12 protein-coding genes are annotated in these 15101 nt (G+C 50.8%); 8 read left to right on the top strand and 4 right to left on the bottom strand.

Annotation, left to right across the window (positions count from 1 at the left end):
• The first annotated feature begins 1 nt into the window (after position 1).
• Genes modA through JKP77_RS15015 form a run of 3 tightly spaced genes read left to right on the top strand, consistent with a single transcriptional unit; the run spans position 2 to position 2606 of the window.
• On the top strand, positions 2-766 hold the full coding sequence (gene modA, locus JKP77_RS15025) for a molybdate ABC transporter substrate-binding protein (RefSeq protein WP_218311976.1): 765 nt from the start codon (positions 2-4) through the stop codon (positions 764-766).
• Entirely contained in the window at positions 763-1455 is a 693-nt protein-coding gene (gene modB / locus JKP77_RS15020; protein WP_338024878.1) for a molybdate ABC transporter permease subunit, read from the top strand. Before modA ends, modB begins: the two co-directional genes overlap by 4 nt.
• A complete protein-coding gene (locus JKP77_RS15015; protein WP_218311975.1) occupies positions 1434-2606 on the top strand; it encodes an ATP-binding cassette domain-containing protein in 1173 nt (390 codons plus the stop codon). The genes modB and JKP77_RS15015 overlap by 22 nt, the downstream gene beginning before the upstream one ends.
• A 34-nt stretch (positions 2607-2640) precedes the next feature.
• Here the strand turns inward: JKP77_RS15015 and hemN are convergent, their stop codons facing one another.
• Both hemN and JKP77_RS15005 read right to left on the bottom strand, forming a co-directional pair.
• Entirely contained in the window at positions 2641-4005 is a 1365-nt protein-coding gene (hemN, locus tag JKP77_RS15010) for an oxygen-independent coproporphyrinogen III oxidase (RefSeq protein WP_218311974.1), read from the bottom strand.
• A gap of 171 nt (positions 4006-4176) precedes the next feature.
• Positions 4177-6753, bottom strand: coding sequence for a TonB-dependent receptor (locus tag JKP77_RS15005; protein WP_246601228.1), 2577 nt, complete (start codon positions 6751-6753; stop codon positions 4177-4179).
• 233 nt (positions 6754-6986) lie between these two features.
• On the opposite strand from JKP77_RS15005, the gene JKP77_RS15000 reads away from it, so the two are divergent.
• From JKP77_RS15000 to JKP77_RS14985, 4 genes are read left to right on the top strand one after another with little or no spacing between them, the layout of a single operon-like run.
• Complete coding sequence (locus JKP77_RS15000) at positions 6987-7661, top strand: histidine phosphatase family protein (RefSeq protein ID WP_218311973.1); 675 nt, start codon at positions 6987-6989, stop codon at positions 7659-7661.
• Between the two features lie 14 nt (positions 7662-7675).
• Complete coding sequence (locus JKP77_RS14995; protein WP_218311972.1) at positions 7676-8908, top strand: acyl-CoA dehydrogenase family protein; 1233 nt, start codon at positions 7676-7678, stop codon at positions 8906-8908.
• 2 nt (positions 8909-8910) lie between these two features.
• Positions 8911-9954, top strand: a complete 1044-nt coding sequence (locus JKP77_RS14990; protein ID WP_218311971.1) for a phosphotransferase family protein — start codon at positions 8911-8913, stop codon at positions 9952-9954.
• 9 nt (positions 9955-9963) lie between these two features.
• A complete protein-coding gene (locus JKP77_RS14985; protein WP_218311970.1) occupies positions 9964-10944 on the top strand; it encodes an NADPH:quinone oxidoreductase family protein in 981 nt (326 codons plus the stop codon).
• 416 nt (positions 10945-11360) lie between these two features.
• Here the strand turns inward: JKP77_RS14985 and JKP77_RS14980 are convergent, their stop codons facing one another.
• Both JKP77_RS14980 and JKP77_RS14975 read right to left on the bottom strand, forming a co-directional pair.
• Positions 11361-11633 carry a hypothetical protein gene (locus JKP77_RS14980; RefSeq protein WP_218311969.1) on the bottom strand — a complete coding sequence of 91 codons (273 nt, stop codon included), beginning with the start codon at positions 11631-11633 and terminating at the stop codon, positions 11361-11363.
• A 174-nt stretch (positions 11634-11807) separates the two neighbouring features.
• Entirely contained in the window at positions 11808-12572 is a 765-nt protein-coding gene (locus tag JKP77_RS14975) for an SDR family NAD(P)-dependent oxidoreductase (protein ID WP_218312044.1), read from the bottom strand.
• Positions 12573-12971: 399 nt separating this feature from the next.
• On the opposite strand from JKP77_RS14975, the gene JKP77_RS14970 reads away from it, so the two are divergent.
• On the top strand, positions 12972-15098 hold the full coding sequence (locus JKP77_RS14970) for a 3-hydroxyacyl-CoA dehydrogenase NAD-binding domain-containing protein (protein WP_218311968.1): 2127 nt from the start codon (positions 12972-12974) through the stop codon (positions 15096-15098).
• Positions 15099-15101 lie beyond the last annotated feature (3 nt).

Below are 15101 nucleotides of genomic sequence, written 5' to 3'. Positions count from 1 at the left end.
CATGCATAAATGGATTGTGGTAGTGCTGGTAAGCGCCATCGTTGCTGTCAGCCCGACAGCGTGGAGTGAGCCATCGCTGAAACTTGCCGTGGCAGCGAATTTTGCTGAGCCACTGCGCGCCATCGCTACGCAGTACGAGCAACAATCGTCGGTGAAAAGTGCTATTACTGTGGCGTCGAGCGGAACATTGTTTGCGCAGTTACAACATGGCGCTGACATTGATGTGTTTTTCTCGGCGGACCGCGCCAGACCTCAGGCGCTGCTGGAAAAGGGGAGAGTGCAGCAATCAGACGTGCACACCTATGCCTTCGGCAGACTTGCCTATCTGGACCGTTCGCAGACATCGCCGTCGCTTAACGATCTGAAAACTTACGCGCTGTCGCCGGGCACGCGCATTGCAATCGCCAATCCCCGTCTGGCTCCCTATGGGCAGGCGGCGCAGGATACCCTGCAACAATTAACCCTGTGGCCGCAACTTTCTGCGCGTCTGGTGAAAGGAAAAAACGTGCTGCAGGCATATCAGTATTATGCATCAGGGAATGTAGACAGAGCGCTGGTCGCCTGGTCGCTGGTGGTGAATGACAACGCTCACGTGTTCCTGATCCCCAAAAAGCTGCATCGTCCTATCGAACAACAGCTGGCCGTCACGGCCCGTGAAGAAAACCGGTCTGCGGCGCGGGCGTTTGTTGATTTTGTTCTCAGTCCAGCCGTGCAGTCAACCCTGTCTGACTGGGGCTATGAACCTGTGGATGACAGTACGCAGTGATAGCCCCTGACGATTGGCTGGCTATCAGTCTGACACTCAAACTTGCCTTGCTCACCAGCGTGATCCTGCTGGTGATTTCATTGCCACTGGCCTGGTGGCTGTCGCAATGGCAAAGCCGAGCCAAGCCGATTGTGCAGTCTGTAATTGCGCTACCGCTGGTGCTGCCGCCGACGGTATTAGGTTTTTATTTACTGCTGGCGTTTTCGCCCTCAAGCCTGCCTGGCGAGCTTTGGCAATCGGTCACCGGCACGCAGCTGGCGTTCTCTTTCAGTGCGCTGGTGATTGGCTCGGTAATTTACTCACTTCCATTTGCCGTACAGCCCTTATACACCGCCTTTATTCAACTGGATAATCGCTACGTGGATGTGGCGAAAACCCTTGGTATGTCACGATTTGCCCGCTGGCGACATATCGTATTGCCGTTAATTAAACCCCATATACTGGTGGCCTTCGGTCTCAGTTTTGCTCACACCATTGGGGAGTTTGGCGTGGTGTTGATGATTGGCGGAAATATCCCCGGTGAAACCCAGGTGCTGTCAATTGCCCTGTACGACCATGTGGAGGCACTCGACTACAACAATGCTCATACCCTGGCTGCGGCACTGCTGATTTTCTCACTGGTATTGTTGAGCGGATTATACCGGTTAAACCGAAAGGACGGAGGCTCATGGACATCAATGTCGCGTTAACGGTGTCATCCGGCTTTCATATTAATACCGCGTTTACCACGCATGCTGACACCCGGATTTTGGGGCTAACAGGCCCATCGGGCGCTGGCAAAAGCACCTTACTCAAAGTGTTAGCCAACCTTCACCCTGCGGACGTCTGTAAGGTTGACTGGGGTCGGGAGGTCAGTCGCATTGGTCTGGTATTTCAGGATGCCTTACTGTTCCCGCACTTAACTGTATCAGAAAACTTAGGCTTGGCTGAGCAGTACGCACAGTCAGCGCCACCGCGCGACAACATCATCGATGGTTGCGAATGCCGGCATTTGCTGGACAGAGATGTACAAAGCCTCTCTGGTGGTGAACGTCAGCGCGTAGCGCTGGCGCGTGCGTTGATAAATGCGCCGGATGTGTTACTTACCGATGAGGCGTTCAGTGCGATGGATAATGCCCTGGCAATGCAGGTACAGTATTTTGTAAAGGCGCACTGCCAAACGCACGGTATTGTGCTGATTATGGTATCTCATGATGTGAAGTCGCTGGCATTGCTTTGTGACGAGGTTGCGGTGATGCAGCAAGGGATCGTTGTGGCATCGGGCTCGCCAGAGACAGTGCTGTTTCATCAGGCTGGCTCCGATCCTTTATATACTGTTCCGTTTGCCCTGATACAGGGGCAAATTTCACAAGAGCACATTGCGCAGGAGCAAGTTACACAGGAGAAAGTTACACAGGAGAAAGTGACGCAGGGACAAACCACGCAAGAAAAGCCTGAGCATAAAAAAGTCACGCCAGAGCAAGTTGGGCAGGACAAACCTAACCTGAAAGAAACCCCACAGGCACAGCCTGACAATATGGGGGCGTCCGCCGGACTGTACGTTATATATTGCGAAGGCCAGCGACTTTATTGTCGTCAGCCATTAATAGAAAATGGGATCGGAAAAATCACCGTAGATGCGCAGGATGTCAGTATCGATCTTTCCCATCATCATCAATCCAGCATTTTAAATGCGTTTGAATGCGAAATCTGTGCGCTTGAAGTGGTAAACGAAAGTCAGGCACTACTCACACTTGAACGCGGCAGTACCACGCTTTACGCGTTAATCAGCACACTGTCAGTGGAGCGGCTCAGACTGACTATTGGCATGACTGTGACAGCCAGGTTTAAACTGCGATAAGTCAACCCCCGCTTTGCCTGAATTCTTGTGTATATCAGATAACTCTGGAATACCGGTTCAGGTGCTGAGTTTGTTTCAGATAGGCATCGAAAGTCATGCAGATAACCCGGATGACTAATCTGGCGTGACTGGCGATGTGAATACCGGTGTTATCAATCGTCAGCAGTTCATCGTTGATAAACGGTATCAGATGCTGGATCTCGTCCTCGAAATATCTCGCAAACTCAATATCATGCTTTTTCTCGAACGCCGATATGTCCACCTGCAAGTTACACATCAGCGACATGATAAGATCCCGGCGGATAATGTCATCCTGTGTCAGCGTATACCCTCTAACAGTGAGGGGTCTGTTGCCGTCCAGTGCTGCATAGTAATCGTTCAGCGTTTTTGGATTCTGACCATAGGTGTTGCCAATGGCGCTGATAGACGAGACACCGACACCCAGCAGGTCCAGGTCATTACGGGTCGTGTATCCCTGAAAGTTACGGTGCAAGGTGCCGTTTGCCCGGGCAACGGCGAGTTCATCACCCCGCTTCGCAAAGTGGTCCATGCCGATCATGATATAGCCTGCCTGCGTGAGGCTGCTCACCGCCAGCTTCATTAACGCAGTCTTCATTTCTGCTGTAGGTAGCCAGTCATCGTGAATTTTGCGCTGCGCAGCAAACCGGCTGGGCAGATGCGCGTAGCTAAACAGGGAAACCCGGTCCGCTGACATGGCTTTTACCGCCGCCAGTGTGGTAGCAAACGTTTCGGTAGTCTGATGAGGCAGGCCGTAAATCAAATCCAGATTAATTGATGAAAAACCAACGGTTTTGGCATGGTCTACAAGACTGGCTATATGTGCTGTGCTCTGCACCCGGTTTATGGCTTCCTGCACGTGATAATCAATATCCTGCACACCAACGCTGAGACGGTTATAGCCCAACGCGCCAAGATGAGTCAGGTAAGCAGTTGAAGTGCGGCGCGGGTCAATCTCGATACTCATTTCGCAGTCAGGCGCAATCGCAATGACACGGTTAATCATGTCGCGCAACCGAGTGTGTTGCACTTCGGTGAGAAAGCTTGGCGAACCACCTCCTAAGTGCAACTGAACCAGCGTACGGTGCTTAAGAATATCAGCCCGCAGTTCCAGTTCCTTCTCCAGATAATCCAGGTAGCGGTCTGCCTTGTCCTGATGCCGGGTGACGATTTTATTACAACCACAGTAGTAACACAGTGAATGACAAAAAGGGATATGCACATACAGTGATATTTCGTTACTGCCTGATTGCTGTGCGGCCTTATCCAGAATGGCGTTATCAGAGATATCGGTAAACTCAAGCGCGGTCGGATAGGATGTGTAGCGGGGACCATTAATATTGTATTTTCTTAATAGCGCCGGATCGAATAAGTCGTGCATAGCGTGGGCAACATGGTAGTCAAAGACGTGGTAAGGGTATCGCGACAGGATTTTGCAGGAGTTGATCGAGCGCAAAGAATACCAGGGAAGATGCGAAAAAGTTGGTGATCACATCTTGCCCGGTGTGTGTTGCGCTCTGCTATTTGTCAGAAAGCGATCTTTGCAACGTGATTAGAAATACGTCTGTACCGTAACGCCCCATGATGCTGGCTGGCCTGGATACGCCATGATCTTGCCGGTTTGCACCGGTACATCAAACCCACTTCTGGCGGCATACTCTTTGTCCAGTATGTTTCTGCCCCATAAAGTAATGTCCGTTTCCCATTCGGGGAGTGTGATCATCCAGCGTAGGTTCACCAGTTGGTAAGACGGTGAATATTTATAAGGGTCGTTGGAATCATCAAGGAATACGTCGCCTACATATTGGTAATCCACGCTTAGTCGCGAGGGGTAGGCACCGATATCGAAATACTGACTAAGTGTTGCAGACCCCGCTAGTTCAGGTTCAAAGCCAACACGATTACCGGCTTTGGAACAATAAGGAACCCCCTCGGCAGGACGCCCCGGGTCGCCCATACCCGTATGCCACGGATAGCTGGTCCAGCAGGTACCGCGTTCAAATTTATCAAACTCAGCGTGGGTTCTGGCCATGTTGAGCGACAGTTCGGTATTGGCGAAAGGCAACCAGGTCACTTCCACTTCGAAGCCGTTCACATTGATATCACCGGCATTCTGAAGATTAAATCCTGTACCGGTAAACGTGGATGCCTGAAAATCACGGATTTGCGTTGTATGCGCGGCGACGTTCAGGCGCAGGTTATACTGGTCCCATTGCTGTTTTACACCAATCTCAACAGAGGTTGCAGTTTCGGCATCAAACACCGGGTCGAACCCAGTGGCAATACGGTCAGTATTGAGTCCGCCAGCCTTATAGCCTGTGGCACCAGACAGATACCACATCTGATCGTCATGAAGTTGCCACGCCAGTTTTACGCTGCCGGTCCATTGCGCATCACTGATGGACTTATTTAAATCAGGGCGGGGAAGAACTGAAGCCGTACCCAAAAAGAAATAGCCCCAACCGGGCTGTTGAAATGGCGCAATAGCCGCCAAATCGCTCTGGCCCGGAAACATGCCGGATGCCAGTGCCGCCCCGATGTTTTGCAGCGCCATGCCCGCAGCCAACGGATTGGGAATAGCGTCAGGGGCTGTCGGTAAACCGTTAATCCCCGGACCATCTTCAGTGTACTGTCCGCTCAGGGTTTTATCTTCATGCGTATAACGTATACCGGTTGTCAGCGTCAGCGAGTCTGTCAGCATCCAGTCAGCCTGTGCGAATAAGGCAATGCTATCCTGTTGCTGATCGGCACTGTGTGCAAAAGCGGTGTTACCCGGTGCGGCTGGCGCGGCAGGTGGGATAACACCCTGCGTGACAGCGCTCACGGCGTTGATGCCATCGATCAGAGGCGCAAGTTCTGCCGCGCTGGCGGCAAAGAAAAACGGAAACTGATCCTGTGTAGTAATAGCAAAATCTAAATCCAGATTCTGGGTAAAGTAGTAGGCACCAATCAGGCCGCTGACACGCGCTTTATCAACGTGCAGCCTGACTTCCTGCGAGAAAGACTGTTGCCGGGCATCATTACTGGTCATTAGTAAATCTGCGTTGGTAAAGTCGGTGTCTACGATATCCAGGGAATCGAAACCGCGCCATGCACTAATACTGACCAGAGACAGACTGTCACTTAAGACATAATCGAGTTGCGCCGAAATGCCCCGGTCGGTCATTGTTGAGCGCGGTGGCACTGACAGTGCCGTTTCGTAGTCGTAAAAATTATCACGGGTGTACAGAGTCGCAGAAAACGGCGGCATCATCAGCAGCGCATCCGTACCGAATTTACCGGGGATCTCATTTGCCTGTTGATTGTCCTGCCATGTCAGAGCACCGCAACAGCGTTCGTCGAGTTCGGCGTAATCGGCTATAACCCGGAGTGACAATTTGTCGCTGGGAGTATACAGCGCCTGTAGTCGGGCGCCAGAACGGTCCCGGTTATTGAGTGTGGTATCGCTGCCAATATCATTAATCCAGCCATCTCGCTGCGTGCTGAAGCCTGTAACGCGAAAAGAGAGTGTGTCTTCGATTGCAGTGAATGAGCTACCTGCAGCAAACCGCAATAAACTGTCGGTACCAGCAGTGGCGCTGGCAAAACCATTTGCCGCATCGTGAGCAGGTGCATTGGTGTTAATGACTACAGCCCCGGCCGGCGTGTTTTTTCCGAACAATGTACCTTGCGGCCCCCGCAGCACTTCAACCGCATCGATATCGACCATATCGTTAATAACGGCGTTTTGTCTTGAGCGATATACGCCGTCAACGTAAAGGCCGACCGATGACTCAAATCCAAAATTTTGCGACGACGTACCAATCCCGCGAATTGAAAAACTTGAGTTTGTGGCACTTTGACTTTGAAACGCGGCAAATGCGGGAACGTATTGCTGGATATCGAACAGGTCCCGGGAGACGGTGTCGGCCAGATCCTCACCAGAAAGTGCAGTTACCGCAACAGGAACTTCCTGCAAACTCTGCGTGCGCTTTTGCGCATTGACTTCGATATGTTCGAGCCCTTCTGTTTGCGGTTGCGCGGTCGCTGTGCTGCACGCAAGCGCGACGGCAAGGCCCAGTAAAGATGGCGAAAACCTGTTATTAAACAGTGACTTTTCCATAATGATATTTCTTTTTATTGTTTTCATTTACGCTCAGGCAAAAGCGTTATGCGTCTTGATAGCAGGTAGTCTGCATGAATTTTTCAATGAATTCACCTGTAAAATGTAACAGTTCACATTGAAAAATGAAGGTGAAACCGCGTGCACCTTACTTCTTTAATCATGAGTTACTCTGATTAATACCTATTAATATTATCAATTAAACTTATGATGCGGGATTCACTACCATGCTTAACATTAATGTAACAACGGAAGCGTGTATGGCTGAGTTTTACCTTGTTAGACATGGACAAGCCTCTTTCGGAAAGGCTGATTATGACAAGCTCAGTGAGCTGGGGTTTCAGCAGTCCAAGTGGCTGGGAGAATATTTCCGGGCCAGGGATATTCATTTTGACGGCATGATAAAGGGAGATTTGCGTCGCCATCATGAAACCGGCGATGGAATTTGTGAGGGAATGGGGTATACGCCCGGGTTTACTGTTGCTGACGGGTTGAATGAGTTCGACTTTCAATCGGTAGCCGCTGCGCATCTGGTCAATCACCCTCAGGATAAAGTCGCGCCTGGTGCCAAACCCGCTGAATACTACCGGTTGCTGAAAAAAGCGATGCTCTCGTGGTCAGCCGGGGAGCTGGACAGCGCGCTTGTGAATGAAAGCTGGGAAGAGTTTGAAGGCCGGGTGAAAGCCGTTCTGAATCAATTGGTAAGTAGTGAGGCAAAACGGGTACTGGTGGTCACCTCAGGGGGGGCTATTGCGATGATGCTTCGCCATATTCTGGGTTACGACGCAGAAACCGTCATTAAAATGAATTTGCAGATAAAAAACGCAAGCTTTTCACAATGCTTTGCGAATCCACGGGGTGTTCACTTAGGAAGTTTTAATAACATTCCCCATCTCGATCATGCCGACAGACAGCATGCGATTACTTACAGTTAACCACTGGAGTCTTTATGAATTTTGAATATAACGATAAAACCAAAGCGCTGATAGAAAAGCTCAACGCGTTTATGGAAAAAGAAGTGTACCCCATTGAAATGGAGTACATAGAAACTGTAGAGAATGCGCAAAACCGCTGGCAAACCCCGGCGCTGATGACCTCGCTGAAAGAAAAAGCCAGGGCTGCCGGGTTATGGAACCTGTTTTTACCGGAAGAATACAAGCCTTATGGCGCAGGACTAACCAACCTGGAGTACGCGCCTTTATGCGAAATTATGGGACGTGTGCCTTTCAGTGCTGAGGCGTTCAATTGTTCAGCACCCGACACCGGCAATATGGAAGTACTCGCGAAATACGGCAGTGAAGCGCATAAAGAACGCTGGTTGATTCCACTGCTGGAGGGGGAAATCCGTTCCGCGTTCGCCATGACGGAGCCTGACGTTGCCTCCAGTGACGCAACCAATATCGAAACGTCGATAAAACGCGATGGCGATGAGTATGTGATTAACGGCAGGAAGTGGTACACCAGCGGTGCCATGAATGAAAACTGCAAAATTATGGTAGTCATGGGGAAAACGGATTTTGATGCGCCAAAACATCAGCAACAAAGTCAGATCCTGGTTCCCATGGATACCAAAGGTGTCACCGTGGTGCGTCCCATGTCAGCGATGGGGTATTACGATGAGCCGGTAGGGCATGCGGAAGTGCTGTTTGAAGATGTCCGTGTTCCTGCAGAAAACTTGCTGGTGGGCGAAGGCAAAGGCTTTGAGATTGCGCAGGGGCGTTTGGGGCCAGGCCGTATTCACCATTGTATGCGATTAATTGGTTGTGCGCAGCGAGCGCTGGATTTGGCCTGTGAAAGGGTAGAGTCTCGTATTGCGTTTGGTCGACCTCTTGCCAAACAACAGTCAGTACGCGAGAGCATTGCTAAGATGTATTGCGACGTTGAGCAGGCTCGCCTGTTAACCCTGAAAGCGGCTGACAAAATGGACCGCTACGGTAACAAAGTCTCCCGCGACCTGATTGCGGCGATTAAAATTGTTGCACCAAGCATGGCGTGTCGCGTGATTGATGAATCTATTCAGATGCATGGGGCAGCCGGAACCAGTCAGGACTTTACGTTATCTGCCATGCTGGCTTATGCCCGCACGGTGAGACTGGCAGACGGTCCGGATCAGGTGCATATGATGCAACTGGGTAAAAACCTGGTGGCAGATACCGTCGCGAAGAGCAGAAAAGGGAGCTAACAGTGTCGCAGCACGATTTTGATCTCGCCACGTTAAACGCGTATCTGTCGGAACATTGTCCGCAGGTGGGAGTGATCACGGAAACAGAAAAATTCAGCGGTGGTCAGTCTAACCCTACTTTCTTACTTACCAGTGAGGCAGGGCAGTTTGTACTTCGCAGGCAGCCCCCGGGTAAATTGCTTAAGTCGGCTCATGCAGTAGATCGTGAGTTTCGGGTTATTCGTGCTCTGGCCGATTCTGATGTGCCGGTACCCAAGGTGTATCACCTCTGTGAAGATCCTGATGTTATCGGCAGTATGTTCTACGTGATGGCTTACGTGAAGGGCAATATATACTGGAACAGTGCATTGCCGGAAATAGACAGCAACGATACCCGACGCGCGATGTACCATGAAATGAATCGGGTACTGGCGGCGCTGCACAGTGTGGATATTGACGCTGCAGGTCTGAGTGATTATGGCAAGCCGGGTAACTATTTTGCCCGCCAGTTGTCTCGCTGGACGCAGCAATACCGCGCCTCAGAGCTTGAACATATTGAAGAAATTGAAACCTTGATTACGTATCTGGAGGAGAATCAACCTGAAGACGATGGTCAGGTTTCACTGGTTCACGGTGACTTCAGGCTCGACAATATGATCTTTGATAACCCGTCTGATGGCAGTGCCCGGGTAAAAGCGGTACTGGATTGGGAGCTGTCAACGCTTGGTCACCCCTATGCCGATTTGGCGTATCAGTGTATGCAGTTGCGATTGCCATCCAAGCTGGCTCATGCGGCCGGGCTTGGCGGTCTGGACCGCGACGCGCTTGGTATTCCTTCAGAGCAGGAGTACGTACAGGAGTATTGTGAGCGTCGAGGCATCGGCAAAATCCACAACTGGACATTTTATCTGGCATTTAGCTTCTTTCGGCTGGCAGCCATTTTACAGGGCGTAGTCAAACGCGCTCATGATGGGAACGCCTCCAGCGACAAAGCGATGCAGCTGGGGAAAATGGTGAGACCGCTGGCGCAACTGGCCACGTCTCTCATTCATGAAGAACAACAGTAAGGGAGCATAATGAAAGCGATTATTTGTAACGAATTTGGCCCGGTAGATACCTTAGAGTACGGTGATGTAGACGCCCCGGTAGCCGGAAAAGGACAGGTGGTAGTGGATGTGCAGGCTGCTGGCGTAAACTTTCCGGACGGTCTGTTAGTGCAGGGGCTTTATCAGATGCAGCCGGATTTTCCTTTCATTCCGGGTAATGAAATTGCTGGCGTGATAAGTGAAGTTGGAGAGGGCGTTGAGCACCTCAAAGCCGGGCAGCGCGTCATCGCGTTAACCAGTCTTGGAGGTTATGCTGAAAAAGTATGTGTGCCTGCTACCCACGCCATGCCGTTGCCAGATGAGATACCAGCCGAAGAGGGCGCCGCACTGGTGACTGCGCACGCCACGGCGCACCATGCGTTAAAGCAGCGAGCGCAGCTTAAAGCAGGTGAAACGCTGGTTGTAACCGGGGCCGCTGGCGGTACCGGACTGGCCGCAGTTCAGATTGGTAAGCAAATGGGAGCCACGGTGATTGCTGTTTGCTCGACCCAGGAAAAGCTGGAGCTTGCTAAAGCCAATGGCGCGGACATCCTGATTAATTACAAAGAGCGCGATCTTAAAGAAGCCATTAAAGAAGAAACCGGAGGCAAGGGCGCTGACGTGGTCTACGAGTGTGTGGGTGGTGATACATTCCATGCCTGTTCCCGCAGTATGGCCTGGGAAGGTCGGTTACTGGTTATCGGTTTTGCCGGCGGTGATATTCCTAAGTTTCCGGTAAATCTTGCACTGGTGAAAGGCTACTCCGTAGTAGGCGTGTTCTGGGGCTCGTTTACTAAACACGATCCCGCTGGTTTTGCCGCTAATATGAAAGAGCTGTTAGGCTGGTATGTTCAGGGTAAGGTAAAAGTGGTGGTTGATGAAGCCTTGCCACTTCACGAAGCGTCTAAAGCGATGAATAAAGTCATGAACCGGGAAGTGAAAGGGAAAATGGTGTTACTGGCAAACCAGTAGCGCCGGATAGCCAGACAACGTCGCTGTGGCTGTCTTTTCTCAGTCAGTCATAGCGCGCTGTGATACTTCCGTTATTTCATCAGAAAACATGTTGCTAACGACTGAGAATGCATCTGCAGGCTCGTTTTGTTTCTCAAGAGTGCATCACAGTGCTTTCTGTCTTCTCAAAAATACCTGTGCGGCTGCTGTCGAGCCCCTGTAACTTTGGATCGTGGCTGGACCGATGTAATCTATCGTTCTGAAAGCCTGAAAGCCTTAAACTTCCTATCCTCTATACTTTTGCCGTGTGCTGGTGGCATGAACCAAAAAAGCGTAACTCAAGATGTTTTGCTAACGCATAAAAAACGGCTCCACGAGGGAGCCGTCCGAAGTTGCAGAGCGCACTCTGCCTACCATGTTGAAATGGTGTGAAAAGGTTAACGGGTTGCCAGTAAAGTGCCTGGTAACCGGGGGTTGAGCAAAGCGTCGTGAGAATCAGTCAGCTCCGGTCTGGAATTTTCAGGTTCGACATCAGCGCAACCGGTGTGAGATGCTTTTAACATACCGGGTACGACTTCATTAGAGCGTTCTTTTTTGACTACGTCTGAGGATACCGATGTGTCATTACAAGCGACTCCAGCTTCATTAGCATGAGCCAGCGTTACCATCGAAAGGGGAAGTAGTAATGTTAAAATGGCTTTTTTTATCATTGTTCTGAACCCTTGAGAACATCAGAAGCGGCAGCTGCCGCTTCGTCAGTCGGTTTGCTTGTTTGTTCAAAGCTATTAAACGCCCGTATTGGTCATAGTGAAAGCTAAGGGGGTATACAAGCGTATGATAAAAAATACCTTAATTTGTCTTTTTCCTTTAAAAACAAAGGGATGTCACCATGCGGTAACGCCGCCATCCACAGCAATCGTTTGCCCGTTCATGTAACTGTTTAGCGGTGACAGGATAAGTAGCATGGTATTAACAATTTCCTGGGGTTCACCCAGGCGTTTCATTGGGCAGCCCGCTGCCAGTTGCGTGCGTGCTTCCTGCGTATTGTATCCATCCACATTCAGAATGTTAGTGGGGCTGTAGAACGGACAAATGGCGTTGACTCTGATATTGCGCCTGCCATATTCAATGGCTCCTGTGCGCGTAACGCCGGCTACAGCATGCTTCGCGGCTGCGTACGCGCCGCCCTTTGGTGCGCCCCCCAGACCTGCCAGTGAACTCACATTGAGTATGTGACCCTCACCTTTAGCCAGCATAGCCTTCAGTTGGTATTTCATGCCGAACATCACACCTTTAAGGTTCACCGCCATCTGACGATCAATAATCGCTTCCGTCATTTCATGCAGTGGACCGGGGGTATGGGCAATGCCAGCATTATTCACGGCAATATCCAGATGTCCGAAACTGTCCGTAGCCAGATTGACCAGTGCCGCATTGTGGTCTTCATCACTCACATCGCCTGCGAGAGTACGAACGTCTGTAACTTGTTGCAATGCTTCGGCAGTGGCTTGTAGTCCGGAAGCGTCGATGTCACTGAGCACAAGCCTACAGCCGCGGGTCGCGAGGCCTTCACTTAATAACTTGCCAAAGCCGCTGGCAGCGCCCGTTATGAGCGCTGTCTTGCCGGTAAAGTCGAGAAGCGGATCCATATTATATTCCTTATTGTTGTCTTTGGGCTCAGCAAGCTCACCCAGTTGATGGTTGTAATCAACGCGCAGGGATGCGTGTAAAATTCCTACGTTTATGCACTGGCATCCAGCTACGGATTTTGGTGAAAACATGTACTGCTGCCAGTTCTTGGTATTGGTCGCAGTGGATTGTAATTATTTTGTAAACAAATTGTCTTTAGAAATAACAAAACAGAACCGCACAATTCTGTCAATTTGCCTGTAGCATCCGTGTTATATGGATAGTGCTGTGATCTTAGCCAGGTTGCGTCATAGCCCTAAGTATTCAAAATTCTGATAACTTACTATAAGACCAATAAACTTGGATGATTGAAGAGGCTGACCTAACATCCGGTCATATCGCAATGAAAGGATAAAGATATGACAGGTTCAGATAACGCCGTAGTGGATTATCAGGTTAGCGACAATGTCGCCACTATTACGATGAAAAGCGGTCCGGTCAATGCGCTGTCTCAGGCTGTAAGAGTCGGGCTTCAGGATGGTGTGCAACAGGCATTAAGTGATGACAGCGTAAAAGCTATTGTTATCACTTCTGCGCTGCCGCTTTTCTCAGGCGGTGCGGATATCAGTGAATTTAAAGGGGGTAACCTTGCACCAGCATTACCTGAAGTTCTCGATACCATCGAACAGGCAAGCAAACCTGTAGTTGCCGTGCTTCCAGGACCTGCCTTTGGCGGTGGCCTTGAAGTGGCACTATCCTGTCATCACCGGATTACGGTAAAAGGCAATAAAGTTGGCCTGCCTGAAGTTAATCTCGGTATTCTGCCTGGTGCTGGCGGCACGCAGCGCCTGCCACGACTTACCGATGCCGCTACGGCGCTGGGTATGATCGTCAGCGGTAAGCCACAACCGGTCACGTCGCTTAAGGGCGTGTTTGATGTTATTTCAGATTCACCAGAGACATTGCCGGCTGACGTCGCTGACTACCTGTTGTCGCTGACGCCTGAAAATGGCATCAAACGTACCAGTGACATTCAGATTGAGCTGGATGACCAAACAAAAACGGTATTTGAACAAACCCGTGCACAGGTAGCCAAAACAGCAAAAGGGTTCTTTGCTCCTGAAAAGTGTATCGACTGTGTATATGCCGCTTACACTCAGCCTTTCGAACAAGGTCTGCAAACAGAACGCGAATTGTTTATGCAATGCATGAACACCCCTCAGGCGCGGGCACAGCAGCACTTTTTCTTCGCTGAGCGCGCTGCGGGACACGTAACAGATTTTGATAAATCTACGCCTGAGCGCGACATCAACAAGGTAGCGGTGATTGGTGCAGGCACCATGGGCGGCGGTATCGCCATGAATTTCGCCAACGCCGGCATTCCTGTCACTATGCTCGAGCTGAAAGCAGAAGCACTGGAAAAAGGGCTGGCGCTTATTCGACGCAACTACGAGAACTCGGCGAAAAAAGGCAAGCTGAGTGCGCAGGATGTGGAAGATCGTATGGCGCTGCTAACCGGCACTACGTCTTATTCTGATCTGGCTGATGCTGATCTGGTTATTGAGGCCGTGTTTGAAAAAATGGAAGTGAAGAAAACCGTTTTTCAGGCATTGGACGAAGTCTGTAAACCGGGGGCGATCCTGGCGTCGAACACCTCCACGCTTGATATCAATGAGATTGCCACAGCAACGTCACGACCCAGTGACGTCATCGGCCTGCACTTCTTCTCGCCTGCCAATGTGATGAAGTTGCTGGAAGTGGTGAAAACCGATGATACCGCTCCGGATGTCATTAAATCCTGCATGAAAATGGCCAAGCGTATCCGCAAAGTTGCTGTGCTGGTTGGCGTATGTTTCGGCTTTGTGGGTAACCGTATGATCGAACCTTACGGCCGTGAGGCTAACCGGCTGCTGCTGGAAGGCGCGTCACCTGAGCAGGTTGATAAAGTGATGACGGATTTCGGTATGCCAATGGGGCCGTTCACTATGGGTGACATGGCGGGGCTCGACATCGGCTACTATGTGCGCCAGTCGCGCGCAGAACATATAGCGCACGATCCTACCTATGGTGCGGTTGCCAACCGTCTGGTAGAGCAGGGCCGCGTTGGCCTGAAATGTGGCAAAGGTGTTTATCTTTACGAAGAGGGCAGCCGCAAACCGGTTCCTGATCCGGAAGTACTGAAAATTGCCGCAGAAGAGGCACAGCGTCTGGGCGTCACGCAGCGCGATGACATTTCAGATGAAGAAATTCTGGTGCGCTGCATGTATACGCTGATTAATGAAGGCTCGCGTATTCTTGAGGAAGGCATAGCCGCCAAGCCAAGTGATATCGATGTGATTTACGTGTACGGCTACGGCTTCCCGGTATACCGCGGTGGCCCTATGAAGTTTGCCGACGAACTGGGCGTAAAAACGCTGCACGACAAACTCTGTGAATACCGTGACAAACTGGGCGAATACGGAAAAACCTGGCTACAGCCCAGCGAGCTTGTAACTGAATTGGCCGACAAAGACGGCAAGTTTGCCGACCTACAGAAAAAAGGATAAGCC

Source organism: Alteromonas antoniana, assembly GCF_019249295.1.
Classification (GTDB): domain Bacteria; phylum Pseudomonadota; class Gammaproteobacteria; order Enterobacterales; family Alteromonadaceae; genus Alteromonas; species Alteromonas antoniana.
Note: the sequence above shows the minus strand (reverse complement) of the source record. Positions and strands in the feature narration are given on the sequence as shown.

Bases quoted from the DNA above. Each gene is read 5' to 3' on its own strand.
- modA (WP_218311976.1), top strand. From the start codon at position 2: ATGCATAAATGGATTGTGGTAGTGCTGGTAAGCGCCATCGTTGCTGTC.
- JKP77_RS15015 (WP_218311975.1), top strand. From the start codon at position 1,434: ATGGACATCAATGTCGCGTTAACGGTGTCATCCGGCTTTCATATTAAT.
- hemN (WP_218311974.1), bottom strand. From the start codon at position 4,005: ATGCACGACTTATTCGATCCGGCGCTATTAAGAAAATACAATATTAAT.
- JKP77_RS15005 (WP_246601228.1), bottom strand. From the start codon at position 6,753: ATGAAAACAATAAAAAGAAATATCATTATGGAAAAGTCACTGTTTAAT.
- JKP77_RS15000 (WP_218311973.1), top strand. From the start codon at position 6,987: ATGGCTGAGTTTTACCTTGTTAGACATGGACAAGCCTCTTTCGGAAAG.
- JKP77_RS14995 (WP_218311972.1), top strand. From the start codon at position 7,676: ATGAATTTTGAATATAACGATAAAACCAAAGCGCTGATAGAAAAGCTC.
- JKP77_RS14985 (WP_218311970.1), top strand. From the start codon at position 9,964: ATGAAAGCGATTATTTGTAACGAATTTGGCCCGGTAGATACCTTAGAG.
- JKP77_RS14980 (WP_218311969.1), bottom strand. From the start codon at position 11,633: ATGATAAAAAAAGCCATTTTAACATTACTACTTCCCCTTTCGATGGTA.
- JKP77_RS14975 (WP_218312044.1), bottom strand. From the start codon at position 12,572: ATGGATCCGCTTCTCGACTTTACCGGCAAGACAGCGCTCATAACGGGC.
- JKP77_RS14970 (WP_218311968.1), top strand. From the start codon at position 12,972: ATGACAGGTTCAGATAACGCCGTAGTGGATTATCAGGTTAGCGACAAT.